General features: G+C 58.9%; 21 protein-coding genes and 3 tRNA genes. 22 read left to right on the top strand and 2 right to left on the bottom strand.

Going from position 1 to position 25523, the window contains the following annotated elements:
- The first annotated feature begins 200 nt into the window (after window positions 1–200).
- The 4 genes from carA to ACYSTU_RS24435 all read left to right on the top strand — a co-directional run bounded on the left by carA (window position 201) and on the right by ACYSTU_RS24435 (window position 5595).
- Window positions 201–1337 carry a glutamine-hydrolyzing carbamoyl-phosphate synthase small subunit gene (gene carA / locus ACYSTU_RS24450; protein ID WP_016771765.1) on the top strand — a complete coding sequence of 379 codons (1137 nt, stop codon included), beginning with the start codon at window positions 201–203 and terminating at the stop codon, window positions 1335–1337.
- Between the two features lie 124 nt (window positions 1338–1461).
- Window positions 1462–4683 (top strand): carbamoyl-phosphate synthase large subunit, encoded by a 3222-nt coding sequence (gene carB, locus ACYSTU_RS24445; RefSeq protein WP_016771764.1) that lies wholly within the window; start codon window positions 1462–1464, stop codon window positions 4681–4683.
- Between the two features lie 2 nt (window positions 4684–4685).
- Window positions 4686–5162 carry a transcription elongation factor GreA gene (gene greA, locus ACYSTU_RS24440; RefSeq protein WP_038861135.1) on the top strand — a complete coding sequence of 159 codons (477 nt, stop codon included), beginning with the start codon at window positions 4686–4688 and terminating at the stop codon, window positions 5160–5162.
- Between the two features lie 28 nt (window positions 5163–5190).
- Window positions 5191–5595 (top strand): hypothetical protein, encoded by a 405-nt coding sequence (locus ACYSTU_RS24435; protein ID WP_016771762.1) that lies wholly within the window; start codon window positions 5191–5193, stop codon window positions 5593–5595.
- A gap of 9 nt (window positions 5596–5604) precedes the next feature.
- Here ACYSTU_RS24435 and ACYSTU_RS24430 read toward each other — a convergent pair whose 3' ends face one another.
- Window positions 5605–5913, bottom strand: coding sequence for a YhbY family RNA-binding protein (locus tag ACYSTU_RS24430; RefSeq protein ID WP_003221534.1), 309 nt, complete (start codon window positions 5911–5913; stop codon window positions 5605–5607).
- 101 nt (window positions 5914–6014) lie between these two features.
- Between ACYSTU_RS24430 and rlmE the strand changes: the two genes are divergently transcribed.
- From rlmE to ACYSTU_RS24345, 17 genes are all read left to right on the top strand, one after another.
- Window positions 6015–6644, top strand: coding sequence for a 23S rRNA (uridine(2552)-2'-O)-methyltransferase RlmE (rlmE, locus tag ACYSTU_RS24425; protein ID WP_016771760.1), 630 nt, complete (start codon window positions 6015–6017; stop codon window positions 6642–6644).
- Between the two features lie 202 nt (window positions 6645–6846).
- Window positions 6847–8754: an ATP-dependent zinc metalloprotease FtsH gene (gene ftsH, locus ACYSTU_RS24420; protein WP_016771759.1), complete on the top strand. Its 1908-nt coding sequence runs from the start codon at window positions 6847–6849 to the stop codon at window positions 8752–8754.
- An 8-nt stretch (window positions 8755–8762) separates the two neighbouring features.
- Window positions 8763–9614 carry a dihydropteroate synthase gene (gene folP, locus ACYSTU_RS24415; protein WP_499002080.1) on the top strand — a complete coding sequence of 284 codons (852 nt, stop codon included), beginning with the start codon at window positions 8763–8765 and terminating at the stop codon, window positions 9612–9614.
- A 16-nt stretch (window positions 9615–9630) separates the two neighbouring features.
- A complete protein-coding gene (gene glmM / locus ACYSTU_RS24410) occupies window positions 9631–10968 on the top strand; it encodes a phosphoglucosamine mutase (protein WP_130910361.1) in 1338 nt (445 codons plus the stop codon).
- Window positions 10969–11033: 65 nt separating this feature from the next.
- A complete protein-coding gene (tpiA, locus tag ACYSTU_RS24405; RefSeq protein WP_007915248.1) occupies window positions 11034–11789 on the top strand; it encodes a triose-phosphate isomerase in 756 nt (251 codons plus the stop codon).
- Window positions 11790–11793: 4 nt separating this feature from the next.
- Window positions 11794–12177, top strand: a complete 384-nt coding sequence (gene secG, locus ACYSTU_RS24400; RefSeq protein ID WP_016771756.1) for a preprotein translocase subunit SecG — start codon at window positions 11794–11796, stop codon at window positions 12175–12177.
- Between the two features lie 22 nt (window positions 12178–12199).
- A tRNA-Leu gene (locus ACYSTU_RS24395) sits at window positions 12200–12285 on the top strand.
- A gap of 97 nt (window positions 12286–12382) precedes the next feature.
- Window positions 12383–12459, top strand: a tRNA-Met gene (locus ACYSTU_RS24390).
- A 139-nt stretch (window positions 12460–12598) separates the two neighbouring features.
- Window positions 12599–13057 (top strand): ribosome maturation factor RimP, encoded by a 459-nt coding sequence (rimP, locus tag ACYSTU_RS24385; RefSeq protein WP_125917891.1) that lies wholly within the window; start codon window positions 12599–12601, stop codon window positions 13055–13057.
- A gap of 47 nt (window positions 13058–13104) precedes the next feature.
- Entirely contained in the window at window positions 13105–14586 is a 1482-nt protein-coding gene (gene nusA / locus ACYSTU_RS24380; protein ID WP_024011569.1) for a transcription termination factor NusA, read from the top strand.
- Between the two features lie 27 nt (window positions 14587–14613).
- Window positions 14614–17142 (top strand): translation initiation factor IF-2, encoded by a 2529-nt coding sequence (gene infB, locus ACYSTU_RS24375; protein WP_024011570.1) that lies wholly within the window; start codon window positions 14614–14616, stop codon window positions 17140–17142.
- 159 nt (window positions 17143–17301) lie between these two features.
- Complete coding sequence (gene rbfA, locus ACYSTU_RS24370; protein WP_016771753.1) at window positions 17302–17703, top strand: 30S ribosome-binding factor RbfA; 402 nt, start codon at window positions 17302–17304, stop codon at window positions 17701–17703.
- 4 nt (window positions 17704–17707) lie between these two features.
- Window positions 17708–18625 (top strand): tRNA pseudouridine(55) synthase TruB, encoded by a 918-nt coding sequence (gene truB / locus ACYSTU_RS24365; RefSeq protein WP_024011571.1) that lies wholly within the window; start codon window positions 17708–17710, stop codon window positions 18623–18625.
- A 143-nt stretch (window positions 18626–18768) separates the two neighbouring features.
- The gene (rpsO, locus tag ACYSTU_RS24360) at window positions 18769–19038 is read left to right on the top strand and encodes a 30S ribosomal protein S15 (protein WP_016771751.1); all 270 of its coding nucleotides are present in this window, start codon (window positions 18769–18771) and stop codon (window positions 19036–19038) included.
- 204 nt (window positions 19039–19242) lie between these two features.
- Window positions 19243–21348 (top strand): polyribonucleotide nucleotidyltransferase, encoded by a 2106-nt coding sequence (gene pnp / locus ACYSTU_RS24355; protein ID WP_024011572.1) that lies wholly within the window; start codon window positions 19243–19245, stop codon window positions 21346–21348.
- 157 nt (window positions 21349–21505) lie between these two features.
- Window positions 21506–21581, top strand: a tRNA-Thr gene (locus ACYSTU_RS24350).
- A 229-nt stretch (window positions 21582–21810) separates the two neighbouring features.
- Window positions 21811–22110, top strand: coding sequence for a DUF6388 family protein (locus ACYSTU_RS24345; protein ID WP_110603487.1), 300 nt, complete (start codon window positions 21811–21813; stop codon window positions 22108–22110).
- Between the two features lie 89 nt (window positions 22111–22199).
- Here the strand turns inward: ACYSTU_RS24345 and nadC are convergent, their stop codons facing one another.
- The gene (gene nadC, locus ACYSTU_RS24340) at window positions 22200–23048 is read right to left on the bottom strand and encodes a carboxylating nicotinate-nucleotide diphosphorylase (RefSeq protein WP_016771747.1); all 849 of its coding nucleotides are present in this window, start codon (window positions 23046–23048) and stop codon (window positions 22200–22202) included.
- 267 nt (window positions 23049–23315) lie between these two features.
- On the opposite strand from nadC, the gene ACYSTU_RS24335 reads away from it, so the two are divergent.
- Window positions 23316–25493 (top strand): DUF1631 domain-containing protein, encoded by a 2178-nt coding sequence (locus tag ACYSTU_RS24335; protein ID WP_136491930.1) that lies wholly within the window; start codon window positions 23316–23318, stop codon window positions 25491–25493.
- Window positions 25494–25523 lie beyond the last annotated feature (30 nt).

The raw sequence follows: 25523 nt of genomic DNA, 5'->3' as shown, positions 1-25523 counted from the left end.
CGACCTGTCGCATTCTCCGGCCTTTAAGGCTCTTTAGCGGTGGACCAAAAACGCCCTTTTCTGTAAGCTACAGCTTTAGTGTGTCCACTAAAAGCGCGCAGAATAATTTCAGTGAAGAAGCGGGGTGACGTGTCCATACGTCACTCCGCTTTTTTACAACCTGCGATTGCCCTTTCATGCGTTATTTACGGGAGGTCTTCTTGACTAAGCCAGCCATACTCGCCCTTGCTGATGGCAGCATTTTTCGCGGCGAAGCCATTGGAGCCGACGGTCAGACCGTTGGTGAGGTGGTGTTCAACACCGCAATGACCGGCTATCAGGAAATCCTTACCGATCCTTCCTACGCCCAACAGATCGTTACCCTGACTTATCCGCACATCGGCAACACCGGCACCACGCCGGAAGACGCCGAGTCCGACCGCGTCTGGTCCGCTGGCCTGGTCATCCGTGACCTGCCGCTGGTAGCGAGCAACTGGCGTAACACGATGTCCCTGTCCGATTACCTGAAAGCCAACAATGTTGTGGCAATCGCCGGTATCGACACCCGTCGCCTGACCCGCATCCTGCGTGAAAAAGGCGCTCAGAACGGCTGCATCATGGCCGGCGACAACATCTCCGAAGAAGCAGCCATCGCCGCTGCGCAAGGCTTCCCGGGCCTGAAGGGCATGGACCTGGCGAAAGTCGTCAGCACCAAGACCCAATACGAATGGCGCTCGACTGTCTGGGATCTGAAAACCGACAGCCACGCGACCATCGAAGCTTCCGAGCTGCCATATCACGTGGTCGCCTACGACTACGGCGTCAAGGTCAACATCCTGCGCATGCTGGTCGAGCGCGGCTGCCGCGTCACCGTAGTGCCTGCGCAGACACCAGCCGCCGATGTGCTGGCGCTGAAGCCGGACGGCGTGTTCCTGTCCAACGGCCCTGGTGATCCGGAGCCATGCGACTACGCGATCCAGGCGATCAAGGAAGTGCTGGAAACCGAGACGCCGGTATTCGGCATCTGCCTCGGCCACCAGTTGCTGGCTCTGGCCTCCGGCGCCAAGACCCTGAAAATGGGCCACGGCCACCACGGTGCCAACCACCCGGTGCAGGATCTGGACACAGGCGTGGTGATGATCACCAGCCAGAACCACGGTTTTGCGGTAGACGAAGCCACCCTGCCAGCCAACGTGCGCGCGATCCACAAATCGCTGTTCGACGGCACCCTGCAAGGCATCGAGCGCACCGACAAGAGCGCGTTCAGCTTCCAGGGTCACCCTGAAGCGAGCCCGGGCCCGAACGATGTTGCGCCACTGTTCGACCGCTTCATCAACGAGATGGCCAAGCGACGCTAAGCGTTCGCCTTGAGACTGTAGAGAGAAGCCCTCGAGGGCGGCCCCGGTTCCGGCGGCCCCTTCGGGACTTCAGAAATCGATCAAGACGGCTTGCCGACTGACCTGCGGATTTGAGTGACAAACCATGCCAAAACGTACAGACATTAAAAGCATCCTGATTCTCGGCGCTGGCCCGATCGTGATCGGCCAGGCCTGCGAATTCGACTACTCCGGCGCCCAGGCCTGCAAAGCCCTGCGCGAAGAGGGTTACCGCGTCATCCTGGTGAACTCCAACCCGGCCACCATCATGACCGACCCGGACATGGCCGACGCCACCTATATCGAGCCGATCAAATGGCAGACCGTGGCCAAGATCATCGAAAAAGAGCGTCCGGACGCCGTACTGCCGACCATGGGTGGCCAGACCGCTCTGAACTGCGCACTGGATCTGGAGCGCGAAGGCGTTCTCGAGAAGTTCGGCGTAGAGATGATCGGTGCCAATGCCGATACCATCGACAAGGCTGAAGACCGTTCGCGTTTCGACAAGGCGATGAAATCCATCGGCCTGGCGTGCCCGCGTTCCGGCATTGCCCACAGCATGGAAGAGGCCAACGCGGTTCTCGAAACCCTCGGTTTCCCGTGCATCATCCGTCCGTCCTTCACCATGGGCGGCACCGGTGGCGGTATCGCTTACAACCGTGAAGAGTTCGAAGAAATCTGCGCCCGTGGTCTGGACCTGTCGCCGACCAAAGAGCTGCTGATCGACGAATCGCTGATCGGCTGGAAAGAATATGAAATGGAAGTTGTCCGCGACAAAAAGGACAACTGCATCATCGTCTGCTCGATCGAAAACTTCGACCCGATGGGCGTGCACACCGGTGACTCGATCACCGTAGCTCCTGCGCAAACCCTGACCGACAAGGAATACCAGATCCTGCGTAACGCCTCGCTGGCGGTACTGCGCGAGATCGGCGTCGAGACCGGCGGTTCGAATGTGCAGTTCGGTATCTGCCCGAACACTGGCCGCATGGTCGTGATCGAAATGAACCCGCGTGTATCGCGTTCCTCGGCACTGGCTTCGAAAGCCACCGGTTTCCCGATCGCCAAGGTCGCGGCCAAACTGGCTGTGGGTTACACCCTCGACGAGCTGTCGAACGACATCACCGGCGGCAAGACCCCGGCGTCCTTCGAACCGTCGATCGACTACGTCGTCACCAAGCTGCCACGCTTCGCCTTCGAGAAATTCGCCAAGGCTGACGCACGCCTGACCACGCAAATGAAGTCGGTCGGTGAAGTCATGGCCATCGGCCGGACCTTCCAGGAATCCCTGCAGAAAGCCCTGCGCGGTCTGGAAGTCGGCGTTTGCGGTCTGGACGAGAAGCTCGATCTGAGCAACCCGGACAGCATGAGCGTGCTCAAGCGCGAACTGACCGTGCCGGGCGCCGAGCGCATCTGGTACGTGGCTGACGCCTTCCGCGCCGGTCTGTCGGTCGAAGATATCTTCGGCATGAACATGATCGACCCGTGGTTCCTGGTGCAGATCGAAGACCTGATCAAGGACGAAGAGAAGGTCAAGACCCTCGGTCTGTCCTCGATCGACCGCGACCTGATGTTCAAGCTCAAGCGCAAAGGCTTCTCCGATCAGCGTCTGGCCAAGCTGCTGGGCGTCACCGAGAAAAACCTGCGTACGCACCGTCAGAAGCTGGAAGTGTTCCCGGTCTACAAGCGCGTTGACACCTGCGCCGCCGAATTCGCCACCGACACTGCTTACCTGTACTCGACCTACGAGGAAGAGTGCGAGGCAGCGCCGTCGGGTCGCGACAAGATCATGATTCTGGGCGGCGGTCCGAACCGTATCGGCCAAGGCATCGAGTTCGACTACTGCTGCGTTCACGCTGCTCTCGCCCTGCGCGAAGACGGCTACGAAACCATCATGGTCAACTGCAACCCGGAAACCGTTTCCACCGACTACGACACTTCCGACCGTCTGTACTTCGAGCCGGTAACCCTGGAAGACGTACTGGAAATCTGCCGCGTCGAGAAGCCGAAAGGCGTGATCGTCCAGTACGGCGGCCAGACTCCGCTGAAACTGGCTCGTGCTCTGGAAGCTGCTGGCGTGCCGATCATCGGCACTAGCCCTGACGCGATCGACCGCGCCGAAGACCGCGAGCGCTTCCAGCAAATGGTCGAGCGCCTGAACCTGCGTCAGCCGCCAAACGCCACCGTGCGCAGCGAAGATGAAGCTGTTCGCGCTGCGGCGAAGATCGGTTATCCGCTGGTGGTGCGCCCGTCCTACGTGTTGGGCGGCCGTGCGATGGAAATCGTATACAAAGAAGACGAACTCAAGCGCTATCTGCGTGACGCGGTGCAAGTGTCCAACGACAGCCCGGTGCTGCTCGACCACTTCCTCAACTGCGCCATCGAAATGGACGTGGATGCGGTCTGTGACGGCAAGGACGTGGTGATCGGCGCGATCATGCAGCACATCGAACAGGCGGGCGTTCACTCCGGTGACTCCGCTTGCTCGTTGCCGCCGTACTCGCTGCCGGCGCACATCCAGGACGAGATGCGCGAACAGGTCAAGAAAATGGCTCTGGAACTGGGCGTTGTCGGCCTGATGAACGTGCAATTGGCCTTGCAGGGCGAAGATATCTACGTCATCGAAGTCAACCCGCGCGCCTCGCGTACCGTGCCGTTCGTTTCCAAGTGCATCGGTGTTTCCCTGGCCATGATCGCCGCGCGCGTAATGGCCGGTAAGACCTTGAAGGAAATCGGCTTCACCAAAGAAATCATCCCGAACTTCTACAGCGTTAAAGAAGCGGTGTTCCCGTTCGCCAAGTTCCCTGGCGTTGACCCGATCCTCGGCCCAGAGATGAAGTCGACCGGTGAAGTAATGGGCGTCGGCGACACCTTCGGTGAAGCATTCGCCAAGGCGCAGATGGGCGCCAGCGAAGTGCTGCCGACCGGCGGTACCGCGTTCATCAGCGTGCGCGATGACGACAAGCCACTGGTTGCAGGCGTGGCCCGTGATCTGATCAACTTGGGCTTCGAAGTGGTCGCCACTGCCGGCACTGCCAAGCTGATCGAAGCCGCAGGCCTGAAAGTGCGCCGCGTGAACAAGGTGACCGAGGGTCGTCCACACGTGGTCGACATGATCAAGAATGACGAAGTCACGCTGATCATCAACACCACCGAAGGTCGTCAGTCGATCGCCGATTCGTACTCCATTCGTCGCAACGCCCTGCAGCACAAGATCTACTGCACCACCACTATCGCTGCGGGCGAAGCGATCTGCGAAGCGCTGAAGTTCGGTCCGGAAAAGACCGTGCGCCGCTTGCAGGATCTACACGCAGGATTGAAGGCATGAGCATAACCAAGTACCCAATGACTGTTCAGGGCGCTCGCGCCCTGGAAGAGGAGCATGCTCACCTGACCAAGGTCGTCCGTCCGAAGCTCAGCCAGGACATCGGTACGGCCCGCGAGTTGGGTGACTTGAAGGAAAACGCTGAATACCATGCTGCCCGCGAACAGCAAGGCATGGTCGAAGCGCGTATTCGTGACATCGAGGGCCGGATTCAGAATCAGGTCATCATCGATGTCACGACCATTCCTCATACCGGCAAAGTGATTTTCGGTACCACCGTCGAGATCGCCAACGTCGAGACTGATGAAAGCGTCACTTACCACATCGTGGGTGAGGATGAGGCTGACTTCAAACTCGGCAAGATCTCCGTCGGTTCGCCGCTGGCCCGCGCCTTGATTGGCAAGGAAGAGGGTGACGTGGTCGCCGTCAAAACGCCAAGCGGCGTGATCGAGTATGAGATTGTCGAAGTTCGTCACATCTGAAAGAAGGCGCCCGCTGCATGCGGGCGCCATGCTTTGGCAACTGACCCAGATGCTTTGGGTCGGTGGCCTATGGTTGATTCATATCGGTTTGCAGCCGGCGTTGGGTCAGATCGGCCTGGCGCCGCTGTTGATCGACGAAGTCGCCAGTGCATTCGAAGTGCTGGTGGTGGGGTTCGCCGCTCTGTGCGTGATCTTTCAGGCTTTGGTGCTGGTACAGGCCGAGGGCCTTGGCAGTCTATGGCGGGATTTTCGCGGGCAGGTGCTGTTGATGGCGTTGTACGCGTGCGCGATGTATGTCGCTGTGCGTGTCGGCTGGCCGGATGCGCAGCGCTGGCAGGTATTCAGTTATCTGGTGCTGGGATTTTCCGGGCTGGTGCTGGTCATGCAGCCGGTGCCGGGATGGAGTGGCAGGGTGCGCGAAGCACACCCTTGACCCTGCGCATCACTTGAAGCGATGAACGTTCGACAGCTGCTTGTTGACGCTGAAGTTCTTGCGGTAGACCAGTGCCATCTTGCCGATGACCTGAACCAGGTCCGCTTTGCCGACCTTGCACAGTTCGGCGATGTGCGCCAGGCGCGACTCGCGATCGAGGATATTGAGCTTGATCTTGATCAGCTCGTGATCGGCCAAGGCGCGTTCAAGTTCGGCTAAAACACCTTCAGTCAAACCGTTGTCCGCCACCGTCAACACTGGTTTGAGGTGGTGGCCGATGGATTTGTACTGTTTCTTCTGCTCTGGAGTGAGCGGCATAATCTGACCCTTTCGTCTGGATTCTGTAAAATGGCGGCCATTTTACCCGAGGGTTCGTGGATCCGCCCAACTAATCACGACCCTAATCATCGAGGTGCCCAATGGCGCGTTCCAAGACAAGCCTTGGTTGGCTGAAAAGACATGTCAACGATCCTTATGTGAAGCAGGCGCAGAAGGATGGCTACCGCTCGCGTGCAAGTTACAAGCTTCTGGAGATCCAGGAAAAGTACAAACTGATCCGTCCCGGCATGAGCGTGGTCGACCTCGGCGCCGCGCCGGGTGGCTGGTCCCAGGTGACCAGTCGGTTGATCGGCGGTCAGGGTCGTCTGATCGCTTCGGACATCCTGGAAATGGACAGCATTCCGGACGTGCATTTTATCCAGGGCGACTTCACGGAGGACTCGGTGCTCGCTGAAATCCTGGAGGCCGTGGGTAATTCGCAGGTTGACCTTGTGATTTCCGATATGGCCCCCAATATGAGTGGTACGCCCGAAGTGGATATGCCCAAGGCCATGTTCCTCTGTGAGCTGGCGCTGGACCTGGCGGAACGGATCCTCAAGCCCGGTGGCAATTTCGTCATCAAGATTTTTCAGGGCGAAGGGTTTGACGTTTATCTGAAGGATGCTCGGAAGAAATTCGACAAGATCCAGATGATCAAGCCAGACTCTTCCCGTGGCAGCTCCCGTGAGCAGTACATGCTGGCCTGGGGTTATCGTGGCGGTGATGCGTAAAACGAGGTTTTTCGGCAGGGCGATAGGTTTTTCATATTTCGCTCTGCAGGCATAAGCGAATATTGTGTAGAAAGTGTTTCACAAAGGGTTACAGACGGCGCCTGCCAGAGTTGTAGGTAATGTAGTAAGTTAGGCCGGTGAATATCATGCGAAGCGCGCGCCAGTAGCGGAGCTTGCTTCAGAGGGTAGTTAATTGAACGATATGGCAAAGAATCTGATCCTGTGGTTGATCATCGCGGCAGTCCTGGTGACGGTGATGAACAACTTCTCCAGCCCTAACGAGCCGCAGACCCTCAACTATTCCGACTTCATCCAGCAGGTCAAGGATGGCAAGGTCGAGCGCGTAGCTGTTGACGGCTATGTGATTACCGGCAAGCGCACCGATGGCGACAGCTTCAAGACCATTCGTCCGGCAATTCAGGACAATGGCCTGATCGGCGATCTGGTCGACAATCACGTTGTGGTTGAAGGCAAGCAGCCTGAACAGCAAAGCATCTGGACTCAGCTCCTGGTGGCCAGCTTCCCGATCCTGGTGATCATCGCGGTGTTCATGTTCTTCATGCGCCAGATGCAGGGTGGTGCCGGTGGCAAGGGCGGGCCGATGAGCTTCGGCAAGAGCAAGGCACGCCTGCTCTCCGAAGATCAGGTGAAAACCACTTTGGCTGACGTTGCCGGTTGCGACGAGGCCAAGGAAGAAGTCGGCGAGCTGGTCGAGTTCCTGCGTGATCCGGGCAAGTTCCAGCGTCTGGGTGGTCGTATCCCGCGCGGCGTGCTGATGGTCGGCCCGCCGGGTACCGGTAAAACCTTGCTGGCCAAGGCGATTGCCGGCGAAGCGAAAGTGCCATTCTTCACCATTTCCGGTTCCGACTTTGTCGAAATGTTCGTCGGTGTCGGCGCGAGCCGCGTCCGCGACATGTTCGAGCAGGCCAAGAAGCACGCCCCTTGCATCATCTTCATCGACGAAATCGATGCCGTGGGTCGCCATCGTGGCGCCGGCATGGGTGGCGGTCATGACGAGCGTGAGCAGACTCTCAACCAGTTGCTGGTAGAGATGGACGGCTTTGAAATGAATGACGGCATCATTGTTATTGCTGCGACCAACCGTCCGGACGTACTCGACCCTGCGCTGCTGCGTCCGGGCCGTTTCGACCGTCAGGTGGTCGTCGGCTTGCCGGACATTCGTGGTCGCGAGCAGATTCTTAAAGTTCACATGCGCAAAGTGCCAATGGGCGACGACGTTGCTCCGGCAGTGATCGCACGCGGTACTCCGGGCTTCTCCGGTGCTGACCTGGCCAACCTGGTCAACGAAGCGTCGTTGTTCGCTGCCCGTAGCGGCAAACGCATCGTCGAAATGAAAGAGTTCGAACTGGCGAAAGACAAGATCATGATGGGCGCCGAGCGCAAATCCATGGTCATGTCCGAGAAAGAAAAGCAGAACACTGCTTACCACGAAGCCGGCCACGCCATCGTTGGTCGCGTCGTGCCTGAGCATGATCCGGTCTACAAGGTGTCGATCATCCCGCGCGGTCGTGCGCTGGGTGTGACCATGTTCCTGCCGGAAGAAGATCGTTACAGCCTGTCCAAACGTGCGCTGATCAGCCAGATCTGCTCGTTGTACGGTGGCCGTATCGCAGAAGAAATGACCCTGGGCTTTGACGGTGTAACCACCGGTGCGTCCAACGACATCATGCGTGCAAGTCAGATTGCCCGGAACATGGTGACGAAATGGGGCCTGTCGGAAAAACTCGGTCCGCTGATGTATGCCGAAGAAGAGGGCGAAGTGTTCCTCGGTCGCGGCGGTGGCGGCCAGGCTGCCAGCTTCTCCGGTGAGACCGCCAAGCTGATCGACTCCGAAGTGCGCAGCATCATTGATCAGTGCTACGGCACCGCCAAGCAGATCCTCACGGATAACCGTGACAAACTGGATGCCATGGCTGATGCGCTGATGAAGTACGAAACCATCGATGCCGAGCAGATTGACGACATCATGGCCGGCCGCACACCTCGCGAGCCTCGCGACTGGTCGGGTGGCACCGGTACGCCTCCGCCTCCTGTCGTGCAGGACGAGCGTCCGGAAAAACCGATTGGCGGTCCGGCTGCTGACGTTTAAGGCTTGAAATGACTTCTGTACAGTCCCTGACCCGGTTGCCTTGCGGCAACCGGGTTCTTGATTTGGCCCAGACGCATGTCATGGGCATTCTCAATGTCACTCCTGATTCCTTTTCCGACGGCGGCCGCTACAGCCAGCTCGATGCGGCGCTGCGCCATGCCGAAGCCATGGTGCTGGCTGGCGCGACGCTGATTGATGTCGGCGGCGAATCGACCCGGCCAGGCGCGCGAGCGGTTTCTCCTCTGGAGGAGCTTGAGCGCGTCGCGCCGATTGTCGAGCTGATCAATCGCGAGCTGGATGTCATCATCTCGGTCGATACTTCCACCCCAGCAGTCATGCGCGAAACCGCACGGCTCGGTGCCGGCCTGATCAATGATGTGCGTTCGTTGCGTCGCGATGGTGCGCTGGATGCGGCGGCGGCGACAGGGTTGCCGGTCTGTCTCATGCACATGCTCGGCGAGCCGGGTGATATGCAGGATAATCCGCAGTATCAGGATGTCACCCGCGAGGTCGGCGAGTTTCTCGCCGAGCGCATGGAACAGTGCGCGCAGGCGGGTATTCCCGCCGAGCGGATCATTCTTGATCCCGGCTTCGGCTTCGCCAAAACCCTGCAGCACAATCTAAGCTTGTTCAAACACATGGAGGCCCTGCATGCACTGGGTCGACCACTGCTGGTAGGTGTTTCGCGCAAGAGTATGATTGGTCACGCTTTGAATCGTCCCGTGGGCGAGCGTCTGTATGGCGGCCTGGCACTGGCGGCGCTGGCGTCAGTTAAAGGCGCACGTATATTGCGCGTTCACGATGTGGCGGAAACCGTCGATGTTGTGCGAATGATCGCGGCCGTTGAATCAGCCGAATAAGAATGATGGAGCACTTATGAGCAAGAAATATTTTGGTACCGACGGCATTCGCGGTCGCGTTGGTGAATACCCGATCACGCCTGACTTCATGCTCAAGCTTGGCTGGGCGGCTGGTATGGCTTTCCGCAAGATGGGTGCCTGCAAGGTGCTGGTCGGCAAGGACACTCGGATCTCCGGTTATATGTTCGAGTCGGCGCTCGAGGCGGGCCTGACCTCGGCGGGTGCCGATGTGATGCTGCTCGGCCCGATGCCGACGCCTGCCATCGCTTATCTGTCGCGTACGTTCCAGGCTGAAGCCGGCATCGTGATCAGTGCTTCGCACAACCCTCATGATGACAACGGCATCAAGTTCTTCTCCGGCAAAGGCACCAAGCTGCCCGATGAATTGGAGCTGATGATCGAAGAGTTGCTGGATACGCCAATGACCGTCGTCGAGTCGAGCAAGATCGGTAAAGTGTCGCGAATCAATGATGCATCGGGCCGCTACATCGAGTTCTGCAAGAGCAGCGTGCCTACCGGGACCAATTTCGCCGGTCTGAAGATCGTTATCGACTGCGCGCATGGTGCGACCTATAAGGTAGCGCCGAGCGTCTTCCGTGAATTGGGTGCCGAAGTCGTCGTGCTTTCCGCTCAGCCGAACGGGCTGAACATCAACGATAACTGCGGTTCCACGCATATGGAGCCGTTGCAGGCCGCCGTTCTGGCCGAGCATGCGGACCTGGGTATCGCCTTCGATGGTGATGGCGATCGGGTATTGATGGTCGATCACACCGGCGCCATTGTTGATGGTGACGACCTGCTGTTTATCATTGCCCGCGATCTGCATGAGCGTGGCAAGTTGCAGGGTGGCGTCGTCGGTACTTTGATGAGCAATCTTGGTCTCGAACTGGCCCTTGCGGATCTGTCGATCCCGTTCGTTCGCGCCAATGTCGGTGACCGCTACGTGATTGCCGAGCTGCAAGAGCGCAACTGGCTCGTAGGCGGGGAAAATTCCGGGCATGTGGTCTGCTTCAACCACACCACCACGGGCGACGCCATCATTGCGGCCTTGCAGGTGTTGATGGCTCTGAAATCCCGCAATGAAGGTCTGGCACAAACGCGCCAGGCGTTGCGCAAGTGCCCTCAGGTGCTGATCAACGTTCGCTTTGGCGGCGGTGAAAGCCCACTGGAGCATCCTGCTGTCAAGGAAGCCAGTGCCCGTGTCACTCAGGCGATGGCGGGACGCGGTCGCGTGCTTCTGCGCAAGTCCGGCACAGAGCCTCTGGTGCGCGTAATGGTCGAAGGCGAGGACGAAAACCAGGTTCGCGGCTATGCCGAAGAGCTGGCAAAACTGGTAACCGAAGTTTCTGCCTGATACGGCTTGCAAGCCATGATTGTGTTGGGTAACATCTGCGCCCACTTTGACCGACGAGGTACAGCATGCGTCGCCCTATGGTAGCTGGTAACTGGAAGATGCACGGTACCCGCGCCAGCGTCGCTGAGCTGATCAACGGCCTTCGTCATCTGGCCTTGCCAAGCGGTGTTGATGTCGCGGTGTTCCCGCCTTGCTTGTATATCAATCAAGTGATTGATGGCTTGAAAGGCAAGTCGATTTCGGTCGGCGCGCAGAATTCTGCGGTGGAAGCCATGCAAGGTGCGTTGACTGGTGAGATTGCTCCCAGCCAACTGGTGGATGCAGGTTGTTCCCTGGTGCTTGTCGGGCACTCCGAACGCCGCCAGATTATGGGCGAGCGAGACGGGATGTTGAATCGCAAGTTCGCAGCGGCACAGGCATGTGGCTTGATTCCGGTGTTGTGTGTAGGGGAAACCCTCGAGCAGCGCGAAGCCGGAAAAACTCTTGAAGTTGTCGGGCGTCAGCTGGGCAGCATCATCGAGGAGCTGGGTGTCGGTGCCTTTGCCAAGGCAGTGATTGCATACGAGCCGGTCTGGGCCATTGGTACCGGGCTGACTGCAACGCCGCAACAGGCTCAGGATGTGCATAAAGCCATTCGCGAGCAGTTGGCGGCAGAGAATTCTGAAGTCGCACGAGGTGTGCGGCTTCTATACGGCGGCAGCGTGAAGGCGGCCAATGCGGTCGAACTGTTCGGCATGCCGGATATCGATGGGGGGCTCATTGGTGGGGCTTCCCTGAATGCAGATGAGTTCGGTGCGATCTGTCGCGCCGCGGGAAACTGAAAAAATGCTGGAAACAGTCGTAGTCGTTTTTCATCTGCTGGGTGCATTGGGCGTAGTTGCTCTGGTTTTGCTGCAGCAGGGTAAGGGTGCGGACGCTGGCGCGTCTTTCGGAGCAGGTGCTTCAAATACTGTGTTCGGAAGCCAAGGTTCCTCTACCTTTCTTAGTAAGTTTACTGCTATACTTGCCGCCGGTTTCTTCATAACCAGCTTGGGGTTAGGTTACTTTGCTAAAGAGAAAGCTCATCAGCTGACTCAAGCAGGTCTTCCAGATCCGGCAGTGTTGGAAGTACCTAAGCAACAACCGGCTTCTGATGATGTCCCGGTGCTTCAAGAGCAAAAGTCGGCTACTCCAGCGACTGACGTGCCTCCAGCTCAAGAGCAGAAGTAAGAAGAGTTCCAAACGTAGTATTGCCGAGGTGGTGGAATTGGTAGACACGCAACCTTGAGGTGGTTGTGCCCATAGGGTGTAGGGGTTCGAGTCCCCTTCTCGGTACCAATTAGTCAGGAGAGCCCGCTGTTGCGGGCTTTCTTGCAGGTGGAAGGTTACATTGACCCTAAAAGGGATCGGTCGTATACTTCCGCCCCAGCTTTGTCGCGGGGTGGAGCAGTCTGGTAGCTCGTCGGGCTCATAACCCGAAGGTCGTCGGTTCAAATCCGGCCCCCGCAACCAGTTTAAGGAGCCCCTTTTAAGGGGCTTTTTGTTAGCTGGATACTTTCAACGCCGCTGTTCGACGGCGTTTCAAGGATGGGCGTTATGCCCATTTTTTTATTTTGCAAAGCATGCACATATCATGCACTAGGGGGTTCAGGTGTCGAGCAAGCTAGAAGAGTTGCAGGCCTTGCTGGCCCCGGTGGTCGTGGCCCTGGGCTATGAATGCTGGGGTATCGAGTTTTCGGCTCAGGGTCGTCACTCGATGTTGCGCGTTTATATCGATAAAAAGGGTGGCGTGCTGGTGGACGATTGCGCCATTGTCAGCCGTCAGATCAGCGGTGTTCTGGATGTTGAAGATCCTATCTCCGTTGAATACACCCTCGAAGTTTCCTCGCCTGGCATGGAGCGCCCGCTGTTCACTCTTGAGCAGTTTGCCCAATTTGCCGGTGAACAAGTGAAGATCAAGCTGCGCTCGCCTTTCGAAGGTCGACGCAATTTTCAGGGCCTTCTGCGCGGTGTAGAAGAGCAGGACGTCGTGGTGCAGGTAGAAGACCACGAGTTCCTGTTGCCGATCGATATGATCGACAAGGCCAACATTATTCCCAGTTTTGACTGAGACGCGGATCCCGCGGATCCAATGGCTTGCGAAAGGCGAGGCGTACGATGAGCAAAGAAGTACTGCTGGTTGTTGAGTCGGTATCCAATGAAAAGGGTGTACCGGCAAGCGTAATTTTTGAAGCGCTGGAGCTGGCTCTGGCCACTGCTACCAAAAAGCGTTTTGAAGACGAAGTGGACCTGCGTGTGGAAATCAACCGCCACACCGGTTCCTACGAAACCTTCCGTCGCTGGACGGTCGTCGAAGAGAATGATCTCGACGATCCGGCCATCGAGACCTGGCCAAGCAAGGTTGCCGAAACGCATCCTGGTGCCAAGGTCGGTGACGTCGTCGAAGAGAAAATCGAATCCATCGAATTCGGCCGCATCGCTGCACAGACTGCCAAGCAGGTCATCGTGCAGAAAGTTCGCGAAGCCGAGCGCGCTCAAGTGGTCGACGCCTATCGCGAGCGCCTGGGAGAAATCATCTCCGGCACCGTGAAAAAAGTTACCCGCGACAACGTGATCGTTGATCTGGGCAACAACGCTGAAGCATTGCTGGCCCGTGAAGACATCATTTCTCGCGAAACCTTCCGTGTCGGCGTGCGTCTGCGTGCGCTGCTCAAGGAAATCCGCACCGAGAACCGCGGCCCGCAGCTGATCCTGTCGCGTACCGCGCCGGAAATGCTGATCGAGCTGTTCCGTATCGAAGTGCCGGAAATCGCCGAAGGCCTCATCGAGGTCATGGCCGCCTCCCGTGATCCGGGTTCGCGTGCCAAGATCGCCGTCCGTTCCAAGGACAAACGCATCGACCCACAAGGTGCCTGCATCGGTATGCGCGGTTCGCGCGTCCAGGCGGTATCGGGTGAGTTGGGCGGTGAGCGTGTTGATATCGTGCTGTGGGACGACAACCCGGCCCAGTTCGTCATCAACGCCATGTCCCCGGCCGAGGTTGCGGCAATTATCGTTGACGAAGATGCCCATGCCATGGACATCGCCGTTGGCGCAGACAATCTGGCTCAGGCCATCGGTCGCGGTGGTCAGAACGTGCGTCTGGCCAGCCAGTTGACTGGCTGGACCCTGAACGTGATGACCGAATCGGACATCCAGGCTAAGCAGCAAGCAGAAACCGGCGACATCCTGCGCAACTTCATCGACGAGCTGGAAGTCGACGAAGAACTGGCTCAGGTGCTGGTAGATGAAGGCTTCACCAGCCTGGAAGAGATTGCCTACGTACCGGTGGAGGAGATGCTCAACATCGACGGCTTTGACGAGGACATCGTCAACGAGCTTCGTGCTCGCGCCAAGGATCGCTTGTTGACCAAAGCCATCGCTACTGAGGAAAAGCTGGCAGACGCCCATCCGGCCGAAGACCTGCTCTCGCTTGAGGGTATGGACAAGGATTTGGCGATGGAACTGGCGGTGCGCGGCGTAATTACCCGCGAAGACCTGGCCGAGCAGTCTATTGACGACCTGCTCGACATCGACGGCATTGACGATGATCGTGCCGGCAAGTTGATCATGGCCGCCCGAGCCCACTGGTTCGAGTAATTAGGCGCGGCCTGAGGAGAGAAGTGCATGACGCAAGTCACGGTGAAACAACTGGCCGATGAGGTCAAAACACCGGTAGAGCGCCTGTTGCAGCAGATGCGTGAGGCAGGTCTGCCGCACACCGCCGCCGACGAAAATGTGACTGACAGTGAGAAGCAATCCCTGCTGACTCACTTGAAGAGCAGTCACAAGGCGAAAGTGGAAGAACCACGCAAGATCACGCTGCAGCGTAAAACCACCAGCACCCTGCGTGTGGCTGGTAGCAAGAGCATCAGCGTTGAAGTTCGCAAGAAGAAAGTTTTCGTACAGCGCAGCCCGGAAGAAATCGAAGCCGAGCGCAAGCGTGAACTGGATGAGCGTCGCGCAGTAGAAAATGCTGCCCGTCAGAAGGCTGAAGAAGAAGCCAAGCAACGCGCCGAAGAAGAAGCGCGTCGCCAGCCTGCTGCTGCGCAAACCGCTGCCAGCGACGCCGTTGCGGCGCCGGCTGCCGCTGCCGAACCCGTTCGCGAAAGCGCACCGGTGGCTGCTGCTCCTGCTCCATCGGCTGACGTTCGCAACAAGCAGAACGAACAGCGCCGTCCGGACAAGCCACGTGCCGACGACAACAATCGTCGCAGCGGTGGTGGTGATGGCGAGCGCAAAAACGCTCCGCATCGCGCATCGGTCAAAGAAAAAGCTCCGGCGCCACGTGTGGCGCCACGCACTACCGACGAAGAAAGCGATGGCTTCCGTCGTGGTGGTCGCGGCAAGGCCAAGCTGAAGAAGCGCAACGCCCACGGTTTCCAGAGCCCGACCGGCCCTGTCGTGCGTGATGTGCAGATCGGCGAGACCATCACGGTTGGCGATCTGGCCAATCAGATGTCGGTCAAAGCGGCTGAAATCATCAAGTTCATGTTCAAACTGGGTACCCCAGCGACCATCAACCAGGTGCTTGATCAGGAAACTGCTCAACTGGTAGCCGAAGAACTGGGCCACAAAGTGACCCTGGTCAGCGACACCGCTCTGGAAGATTCCCTGGCCGAGTCCCTGAAGTTTGAAGGTGAGTCGTTCTCCCGTGCACCAGTCGTGACCGTAATGGGCCACGTTGACCACGGTAAGACTTCCCTGCTCGACTACATCCGTCGTGCCAAGGTAGCTGCTGGCGAAGCCGGCGGTATCACTCAGCACATCGGTGCATACCACGTTGAGACTGATCGCGGCATGGTCACTTTCCTCGACACCCCGGGTCATGCTGCGTTTACCGCAATGCGTGCCCGTGGTGCCAAGGCGACCGACATCGTGATCCTCGTGGTTGCAGCGGACGACGGTGTGATGCCGCAAACCATCGAAGCGGTTCAGCATGCTCAGGCAGCTGGCGTGCCGCTGGTGGTAGCAGTGAACAAGATCGACAAGCCGGGCGCCGATCTCGATCGCATCCGCAGCGAACTGTCGGTTCACGGCGTGACTTCCGAAGACTGGGGTGGCGACACGCCATTCGTTCCGGTTTCGGCGAAGATGGGTACTGGCGTGGACGAGCTGCTTGAAGCCGTTCTGCTGCAGGCCGAAGTTCTCGAACTGAAAGCTACTCCGTCGGCTCCTGGCCGTGGTGTGGTGGTTGAATCGCGTCTCGACAAGGGTCGTGGCCCGGTGGCAACCGTGCTGGTTCAGGACGGTACGCTGCGTCAAGGCGACATGGTCCTGGTCGGTTCGAACTACGGCCGTGTACGTGCCATGCTCGACGAGAACGGCAAGCCAATCAAGGAAGCCGGTCCATCCATCCCTGTCGAGATCCTCGGCCTGGACGGTACCCCGGACGCTGGCGACGAGATGAGCGTGGTTGCCGACGAGAAGAAAGCCCGTGAAGTGGCTCTGTTTCGTCAAGGCAAGTTCCGCGAAGTCAAACTGGCTCGCGCTCACGCCGGCAAGCTGGAAAACATCTTCGAAAACATGGGTCAGGCCGAGAAGAAGACGCTCAACATCGTCCTCAAATCCGACGTCCGTGGTTCGCTGGAAGCGTTGAACGGTGCCTTGAATGGCCTGGGCAACGACGAAGTACAAGTGCGCGTCGTGGGTGGCGGTGTCGGTGGTATCACCGAATCCGACGCCAACCTGGCACTGGCTTCCAACGCTGTACTGTTCGGCTTCAACGTGCGTGCCGATGCCGGCGCTCGCAAGATCGTCGAGCAGGAAGGTCTGGATATGCGTTACTACAACGTGATCTACGACATCATCGAAGACGTCAAGAAAGCCCTGACCGGCATGCTCGGCAGCGATGTTCGCGAGAACATCCTGGGTGTGGCCGAAGTGCGTGACGTGTTCCGTTCGCCGAAGTTTGGCGCGATCGCCGGTTGCATGGTGATCGAAGGTGTCGTGCACCGTAACCGTCCGATCCGTGTACTGCGTGAAGACATCGTTATCTTCGAAGGCGAGCTGGAATCCCTGCGCCGCTTCAAGGATGACGCTTCCGAAGTACGTGCCGGCATGGAATGCGGTATCGGCGTGAAGAGCTACAACGACGTCAAAGTCGGCGACAAGATCGAAGTCTTCGAGAAGGTTCAGGTTGCTCGCAGCCTCTGACTCGCGTACTTCAAGGGCCACGATGGGCCGTAGCATGCAAATGCACGGCACAGCGTCCGGACTCTAAACGCAACGCCCGGTCTGGCTTTTGTCAGGCCGGGCGTTTGCCGCTTTCAGACCTTGCGGGTTTCACCGCTGGGCAGTAACAGGTAACAAATCATGGCAAAAGAATACAGCCGTACCCAACGTATCGGCGATCAGATGCAGCGCGAGCTGGCGCAACTGATCCGTCGCGAAGTCAAAGACCCGCGCGTCGGCCTGGTCACCATCACCGCTGTGGAAGTGTCCCGTGACGTCGGTCACGCGAAGATTTTCATCACCGTAATGGGTCAGGACAACGCTGAAGACATCGCGCAAAGCATCAAGGTGCTCAACGCCGCCGCAGGCTTCCTGCGCATGCAGTTGGCCCGCGAAATGAAGCTGCGCAGCGTGCCGCAATTGCACTTCCACTACGACGAATCCGTCGTGCGTGGCGCGCACCTGTCGGCATTGATCGAGCGCGCCGTGGCTGAAGACAATCAGCACGTTGCCGCTCCAGCACCTGAAGACACCAAGGAGTAATTCGGTGGCTCAGGTCAAACGTATCCGTCGTAACGTCAGCGGCATCATCCTGCTCGACAAGCCATTGGGGTTCACCTCCAACGCTGCCTTGCAGAAGGTGCGCTGGCTGCTCAATGCCGAGAAGGCCGGGCACACCGGCAGCCTCGACCCGTTGGCCACCGGCGTGTTGCCGCTGTGCTTCGGCGAGGCGACCAAGTTCTCGCAATACCTGCTCGATTCCGACAAGGGCTACGAGACTCTGGCGCAACTGGGCAAGACCACCACCACGGCCGATGCCGAAGGTGAGGTTTTGCAGGAGCGTCCGGTGACCGTTGGTCGCGCCGATGTCGAAGCGGTTCTGCCGAAATTTCGTGGGCAAATCAGTCAGATACCGCCGATGTACTCGGCACTCAAGCGTGATGGCCAGCCGCTGTACAAACTGGCACGTGCAGGCGAAGTAGTGGAGCGCGAACCGCGTTCTGTTACTATTGCGCGCTTGGAATTGCTGGCCTTCGAAGGCGATACTGCGCGGCTTGCGGTGGACTGCAGCAAGGGCACCTATATTCGGACCCTGGTGGAGGATATCGGTGAGCAACTCGGTTGTGGTGCGTACGTCGCAGAATTGCGTCGGACCCAGGCCGGGCCTTTCACCCTGGCGCAGACTGTTACTCTCGAAGAGCTGGAAGCGGTACATGCCGAAGGCGGCAACGAAGCGGTCGATCGCTTCCTGATGCCATCGGACAGCGGCCTGCAGGATTGGCCGTTGCTGCACTTTTCCGAAGCGAGCGCGTTCTACTGGCTCAACGGCCAGCCGGTACGTGCCCCGGATGCGCCGAAGTTCGGCATGGTGCGGGTACAGGATCACAATGGTCGTTTCATCGGTATCGGTGAAGTGAGCGAAGACGGGCGCATCGCGCCGCGTCGCTTGATTCGGTCAGAATGACCGGAACCGGTCTGCGTTAAGCGGGCCGGCGAGTGTGGCTGTTAACAGGCATGGTCACTACTCATTTATAGATACAGGGATTTGTCCCTGGCCTGTTGAAGCTGTTTCCCTGAAACAGTTTCCTGATAAGGAAGGATTGCCTCATGGCTCTCGACGTTCAAGAAAAAGCTCAAATCGTTGCTGACTACCAGCAAGCTGTTGGTGACACTGGTTCGCCAGAAGTGCAGGTTGCACTGCTGACCGCCAACATCAACAAACTGCAAGGTCACTTCAAGGCCAACGGTAAAGATCACCACTCCCGTCGTGGTCTGATCCGCATGGTTAACCAGCGTCGCAAGCTGCTGGACTACCTGAAAGGCAAGGACGTAAGCCGGTACGCCGCGCTGATCGCTCGCCTGGGTCTGCGTCGCTAATCAGCGATTGCGCTATGAGGTTGGTGGTCTGTCGGGCGTCAGCGGTTTTCCGCTGGCGCCTTGCAGGCTCCCAGCCTCAAGTTTTATCTGCAGCATGGCTTTACCTGTAGTACCCGGACAATTGCCATCGGGCCGATTCCCGAGATTGCCCAAGAATTCGCAAGAAACCGTTTCCCCCAAGAGCCACAAAGAAGGTAGGACACCGTGAACCCGGTAATCAAAAAATTCCAGTTCGGTCAATCGACCGTTACCCTCGAGACAGGCCGTATCGCCCGTCAGGCCTCCGGCGCAGTATTGGTCACCGTTGACGACGACGTCAGCGTGTTGGTGACTGTTGTCGGTGCAAAGCAAGCCGATCCGGGCAAGGGTTTCTTCCCTCTGTCCGTGCACTACCAAGAAAAGACTTACGCTGCCGGTAAGATCCCTGGCGGTTTCTTCAAGCGTGAAGGCCGTCCCTCCGAGAAAGAAACCCTGACTTCCCGACTGATCGACCGTCCGATCCGTCCGCTGTTCCCAGAAGGCTTCATGAACGAAGTGCAGGTTGTCTGCACCGTCGTTTCCACCAGCAAGAAGACCGATCCGGACATCGCTGCGATGATCGGTACCTCGGCTGCCCTGGCCATCTCCGGCATTCCATTCGACGGCCCGATCGGCGCCGCTCGCGTGGCTTTCCACGAAAGCACCGGCTACCTGCTGAACCCGACCTACGAACAGCAGGCCGCTTCGAGCCTGGACATGGTCGTTGCCGGTACTTCCGACGCCGTGCTGATGGTTGAATCGGAAGCCAAAGAGCTGACCGAAGACCAGATGCTGGGCGCGGTACTGTTCGCTCACGACGAATTCCAGGTTGTGATCAACGCTGTTAAAGAACTGGCTGCCGAAGCCGCCAAGCCAACCTGGAACTGGGCTCCTGCGCCAGAAGCCACCGAACTGCTGGGCGCTATCCGTGCCGAGTTCGGCGAAGCGATCTCCCAGGCTTACACCATCACCATCAAGGCCGACCGTTACGCTCGCCTGGGTGAGCTGAAGGACCAGGTGGTTGCCAAGCTGTCCGGTGAAGAAGGCCAGCCAAGCGCTGCTGAAGTCAAAGCAGCCTTCGGTGAAATCGAATACCGCACCGTTCGCGAAAACATCGTTAACGGCAAGCCACGTATCGACGGTCGCGACACCAAGACTGTACGTCCGCTGAACATCGAAGTCGGCGTTCTGCCGAAGACTCACGGTTCGGCACTGTTCACCCGTGGCGAAACCCAGGCGCTGGTTGTGGCAACACTGGGCACCGCCCGTGACGCGCAACTGCTGGACACCCTGGAAGGCGAAAAGAAAGACCCGTTCATGCTGCACTACAACTTCCCGCCGTTCTCGGTAGGCGAGTGTGGTCGCATGGGTGGCGCCGGTCGTCGCGAAATCGGTCACGGCCGTCTGGCCCGTCGTTCGGTTTCGGCCATGCTGCCAGCCGCTGACGTGTTCCCGTACACCATCCGCGTGGTGTCGGAAATCACCGAATCCAACGGTTCGAGCTCGATGGCTTCCGTGTGCGGCGCTTCCCTGGCACTGATGGACGCTGGTGTACCGATGAAGGCACCGGTGGCCGGCATCGCCATGGGTCTGGTTAAAGAAGGCGAGAAGTTCGCCGTCCTGACCGACATCCTCGGCGACGAAGATCACCTGGGCGACATGGACTTCAAGGTAGCCGGTACCGCCAAAGGCGTTACCGCACTGCAGATGGACATCAAGATCAAGGGCATCACCGAAGAGATCATGGAAATCGCTCTGGGCCAGGCCCTTGAAGCGCGCCTGAACATCCTCGGCCAGATGAACCAGATCATTGGCCAGTCGCGTACCGAACTGTCGGCCAACGCTCCGACCATGATCGCAATGAAGATCGACACCGACAAAATCCGTGACGTTATCGGTAAAGGTGGCGCGACCATCCGTGCGATCTGCGAAGAAACCAAGGCTTCGATCGACATCGAAGACGACGGCTCGATCAAGATCTTCGGCGAAACCAAGGATGCCGCAGAAGCTGCTCGTCAGCGCGTTCTGAGCATCACTGCAGAAGCCGAGATCGGCAAGATCTACGTCGGCAAGGTTGAGCGCATCGTCGACTTCGGCGCATTCGTCAACATCCTGCCGGGCAAGGACGGTCTGGTGCACATCTCGATGCTGAGCGACGCTCGCGTAGAGAAAGTCACCGACATTCTGAAAGAAGGTCAGGAAGTGGAAGTGCTGGTACTGGACGTGGACAACCGCGGCCGTATCAAGCTGTCCATCAAAGACGTGGCAGCTGCCAAGGCTTCGGGCGTTTAATCACCCCAACGCTTTAGCGCAATGAAGATGCCCCCGCCGTGCAAACGGCGGGGGTATTTTTTTATCTGAAATAAAGAAATTGTAGTTCTCAAAAGAAAACCATCAGACAACCCACAAATTTGCCGCAGCTCGAGACCGGTGCTAGGTTTAGCCCACCGCCCGTGTAGCTCAGCCGGTAGAGCAGCGCACTCGTAACGCGAAGGTCGCAGGTTCGATTCCTGTCTCGGGCACCAACTCCTCAGCGCGCCACGTCGATTCATGTTCCGCAGGTCAGCTTTTTGTGCAAGAGATGTAAAGAGCCGTGTAATTCGTCATGCAAACGTCCTATATTCGGTGCCTGCATGAGCATCGCTTAGCAGTTTTCAGATGATCCCGAATGGTTCCGAAGGCCGGCCAGTCCGCGTCAGAGAGATCCTTGATGATCCAGATCCATCCTCCATTCCTAAGATCAGCGAGAACCCCATGACTGAATTGACCCAAGAGCAACGCCACGAACAAGCGCTGGAAAAATACCTTCTGGATGTGCCGGACCTGAAGGTCGAGATCAAGGATCTGAGTCCCGATGATCAGAAAGACCAGATCCAGTGGTCCTTCGAAGACGAAGCCGAAGCGCAGGGCTTGCAGCCGTGGGAGCTGACCCTCAAGTACACGAGCACGCCGGAGGAGTTCGAGGCGCAGCGCCTCGTGCTGCACAAGGAAGCGGCGGAAGTCTTGGGTGTTGAGTGGGAAGAGTACTGCGAGATGAACAATCTCGTCGTATGAGAGCAGCTGCGAGCTTCTAGCTACAAGCTGCAAGTCAAAGCAGAGTCGCTTGGCTTGTAGCTTGCAGCTTGCAGCTTGCAGCTTGCAGCTCAGAGACTCAGTCGCATCGACAGATCCACCGCTTTGACATCCTTGGTCATCGCACCAATCGAAATGTAATCCACGCCCGTTTCGGCGATCGGCAGCAGCGTGCTTTCGTTGATGCCGCCGCTGGCTTCCAGTTTCGCTTTGCCGGCGGTCAGGCGAACCGCTTCGCGCATGTCGTCCAGGCTCAGTTCGTCGAGCATGATGATGTCGGCGCCGGCTTCCAGCGCCTGCTTCAGCTCTTCAAGACTTTCCACTTCGATCTCCACCGGTTTGCCCGGGGCGATCTTATGTGCGGCGGCCACGGCTTCGGCGATGCCACCGCTGGCGGCGATGTGGTTTTCCTTGATCAGGAAGGCGTCGTAGAGACCGATGCGATGGTTGTGGCAGCCGCCGCAGGTTACGGCGTATTTCTGTGCCAGACGCAGGCCGGGCAGGGTTTTGCGGGTGTCGAGCAACTTGACCTGCGTCTCGCCGACGAAGTCTGCCAGGTACTGCGCGCGCGTCGCCACGCCAGACAGCAACTGCAGGAAGTTCAATGCGCTGCGTTCACCGGTCAGCAATGAGCGCGCCGGGCCTTCCAGATGAAACAGCGGCTGATTGGCTTTGACCCGCTGGCCGTCGACCACTTGCCAATGCACCGCAACGCGCGGATCGAGCTGGCGAAACACCGCATCGACCCATGCGGTGCCGCAGATGACGGCGTCGTCACGGGTGATGATGGTGGCTTTGGCCAGGCGTTCGGCCGGGATCAGTTGCGCGGTGATGTCGCCGCTGCCGACGTCTTCGAGCAACGCACGGCGCACGTTGTTTTCGATTTCGGCGGTCAGATCGGCGAGACGTAGATTCGGCATAACGGACTCCACAAACAAAGTGGTTCGATTATAGGGGCAGGGCGTGAGCCAACCCAAGGCGAGAACGTGCGTGCCTGGCGCATCTGGTCGATTTTCCTGCGCTGAGTGCGAGGTGTATGGCGTATAGGGGAAACCCTGAGGCCTATAGCATCGCCGGCCTCTTTTGCCAGATAATCCGCCTTGTATTTGACGTCATGGCTTTGACGAACGACTCCGCTGGGGCAGTGTCGAAAGCGACGAACCGAATCACCGTTCCAGGAGGCTTGGATGCGCAACGACGGGAAAGTGGTGCCTTTGCACCGGGCGACTGCCGATCTGGCGGACCACTCGCCGCTTGCCCGCTTGCCGGTGATTCTGCTGCAGGTTCGCGACAAGGCTGCGCAGCAGCTGCGCCACGATTTGCAGGAGCTGTTCGATAACGCTGACGACACGCTGTTCGAAATGGCCGACCGGGCGCGCAACGACGTCGATCAGAACATCTTTTTCGAAGCGATGCGCGACCTGCGCCTTAAGCGCAAGAACATTGAGCGCGGTTTTCTTGAACTGTTCTTTGAGGCTTTCGCCGGCCTTACCCAATACGATCCCGCCGCCAACACCCTGCCACGCACGCCAGTGGTCGAAGAATCGGCGCCGCGCAACGATGCCGTGGAGCGTACCGTCGCCGTGCAGACCATGGTCAGTCGCGTGCTCAAGCGCGACGGCTTCGCTCTCGATCAACTGACCGCACGCTTCAGCTCGATGCTCGGCAAGCGTCTGGACGATCAGCACAACCCGCTGAGTCCGGCGATGCTCTGCGAATATTTCCTGCAGGCCGGGCGTAACCTCGGCGTCGAGATCAAGGTCAAGCTGATCCTGCTCAAACTGTTCGAACGCTATGTGCTGGCTGACACCGAGCAGCTGTATGGCGAGGCCAATCAGCTGTTGCTCGCGACCGGCGTGTTGCCACATCTGAAGCCCGCCGTGGCTCGTCGCATGGTCGAGCCTGCGGACAGCGACACATTGATTGAAGATCTCGACGAGCCGCCAGCGGACGAAGGCATCGAGGAAGTGTTCGCCGCGATGCAGCAATTGCTCGCCCAGGTGCGCGGCCGCGTCACACCGACCCTGGAGCCCGGCGCCCCGGCGCATCCGATCAACACCCGCGACCTGCTGCGGTTGTTGTCGCACTTGCAGCAATACGTACCGGCGCTTGAGGCCCAGGAAGATTTCGATCTGCGCCATCAGCTCGAACAATTGCTGACCCGGGTCAGCGTCAGGAGCGGCCGCTCCCGCGTCGTCGCGACTGCCGACGAGGATGTGATCAACCTGATCGCCATGGTCTTCGACTGCATCCTCGACGATCGCAATGTGCCTGACGCGCTCAAGGCGCTGATCGGCCGACTGCAGATTCCGATGCTCAAGGTCGCCGTGCTGGACAAGAGTTTCTTCAGCCGCAGCACTCACCCGGCGCGGCGCCTGCTCAACGAAATCGCTGAGGCCGCGATGGGCTGGGGTGATTTTGACGGCGCTGAGCGCGACAGTCTCTACGTGCGCATCGAGCAAGTGGTGCAGCGCTTGCTGAGCGAATTTGTCGACGACCCGGCGATCTTCTCCGAACTGCTCGCCGACTTCCTCGCCTTCACTCAGGAAGAGCGCCGCCGCACCGAACTGCTGGAACAACGCTTGCGCGATGCCGAGGAAGGCCGGGCGAAGGCCGAGCTGGCTCAGCATCGCGTTGCGCAGGCGTTGCAACAGGCGCTACTGGGCAAAGTGCTGCCGGCGACGGTGGTGAGTTTCGTCCAGCAGGCCTGGAGCAAAGTGCTGTTGCTGACCTGCCTTAAGCACGGTGATCAGTCCGCCGAATGGCACGCCGACGTGCAGACCATGGAACAGTTGGTCTGGAGCGTGCAGCGCCATGACGACGGCGAATCCAGCCTGCGCCTGCTGGCACTGGTCCCGGGTTTGCTCAAGTCACTGCGCGATGGCCTGAGCAGCACCGCGTTCGACCCGTTTGCCACCAGCGAATTTTTCAGTGAGCTGGAGGCTCTGCACGTACGCGTGCTGGAGCGTTCCGACGATGCCGAGCACAGCGCCATGCCGCTGGTCGAAGTCACGCCCGAGGTCTTGCAGCACAGTGCCGACCAGGCAGCAGCCACCCCGGCGCCGCGCCTGGCGCAAGACGCTGCCGGTCTGTCTCAGGTCGAGCAGTTGCGTGTGGGCCACTGGGTGGTGTTCGACGCAGACGACGAACAGACCTTGCGTTGCAAACTCGCCGCGATCATCGAAGAGACCGGCAAATATGTCTTCGTCGACCGCACCGGGACGAAGGTGCTGGAGCACAGCCGCACCGACCTCGCCTTGGCTTTCAGCCGTGGCGCCGCGCGTGCGCTGGATGACACCTTGCTATTCGACCGCGCACTGGAATCGGTGCTGGGCGACCTGCGGCGACTCAATCGCGGCAAGTGATCGCGCGCCGGGGGCGGATCGCGGCATACT

The sequence above is a fragment of the Pseudomonas glycinis genome (genome assembly GCF_054871425.1).
Note: the sequence above shows the minus strand (reverse complement) of the source record. Positions and strands in the feature narration are given on the sequence as shown.

What these genes read in the sequence shown, in the direction of transcription:
- carB (WP_016771764.1), top strand. Translation starts at nt 1,462, where the DNA reads ATGCCAAAACGTACAGACATTAAAAGCATCCTGATTCTCGGCGCTGGC.
- ACYSTU_RS24435 (WP_016771762.1), top strand. Translation starts at nt 5,191, where the DNA reads ATGCTTTGGCAACTGACCCAGATGCTTTGGGTCGGTGGCCTATGGTTG.
- ACYSTU_RS24430 (WP_003221534.1), bottom strand. Translation starts at nt 5,913, where the DNA reads ATGCCGCTCACTCCAGAGCAGAAGAAACAGTACAAATCCATCGGCCAC.
- rlmE (WP_016771760.1), top strand. Translation starts at nt 6,015, where the DNA reads ATGGCGCGTTCCAAGACAAGCCTTGGTTGGCTGAAAAGACATGTCAAC.
- ftsH (WP_016771759.1), top strand. Translation starts at nt 6,847, where the DNA reads ATGGCAAAGAATCTGATCCTGTGGTTGATCATCGCGGCAGTCCTGGTG.
- folP (WP_499002080.1), top strand. Translation starts at nt 8,763, where the DNA reads ATGACTTCTGTACAGTCCCTGACCCGGTTGCCTTGCGGCAACCGGGTT.
- glmM (WP_130910361.1), top strand. Translation starts at nt 9,631, where the DNA reads ATGAGCAAGAAATATTTTGGTACCGACGGCATTCGCGGTCGCGTTGGT.
- tpiA (WP_007915248.1), top strand. Translation starts at nt 11,034, where the DNA reads ATGCGTCGCCCTATGGTAGCTGGTAACTGGAAGATGCACGGTACCCGC.
- secG (WP_016771756.1), top strand. Translation starts at nt 11,794, where the DNA reads ATGCTGGAAACAGTCGTAGTCGTTTTTCATCTGCTGGGTGCATTGGGC.
- nusA (WP_024011569.1), top strand. Translation starts at nt 13,105, where the DNA reads ATGAGCAAAGAAGTACTGCTGGTTGTTGAGTCGGTATCCAATGAAAAG.
- infB (WP_024011570.1), top strand. Translation starts at nt 14,614, where the DNA reads ATGACGCAAGTCACGGTGAAACAACTGGCCGATGAGGTCAAAACACCG.
- rbfA (WP_016771753.1), top strand. Translation starts at nt 17,302, where the DNA reads ATGGCAAAAGAATACAGCCGTACCCAACGTATCGGCGATCAGATGCAG.
- rpsO (WP_016771751.1), top strand. Translation starts at nt 18,769, where the DNA reads ATGGCTCTCGACGTTCAAGAAAAAGCTCAAATCGTTGCTGACTACCAG.
- ACYSTU_RS24345 (WP_110603487.1), top strand. Translation starts at nt 21,811, where the DNA reads ATGACTGAATTGACCCAAGAGCAACGCCACGAACAAGCGCTGGAAAAA.
- nadC (WP_016771747.1), bottom strand. Translation starts at nt 23,048, where the DNA reads ATGCCGAATCTACGTCTCGCCGATCTGACCGCCGAAATCGAAAACAAC.
- ACYSTU_RS24335 (WP_136491930.1), top strand. Translation starts at nt 23,316, where the DNA reads ATGCGCAACGACGGGAAAGTGGTGCCTTTGCACCGGGCGACTGCCGAT.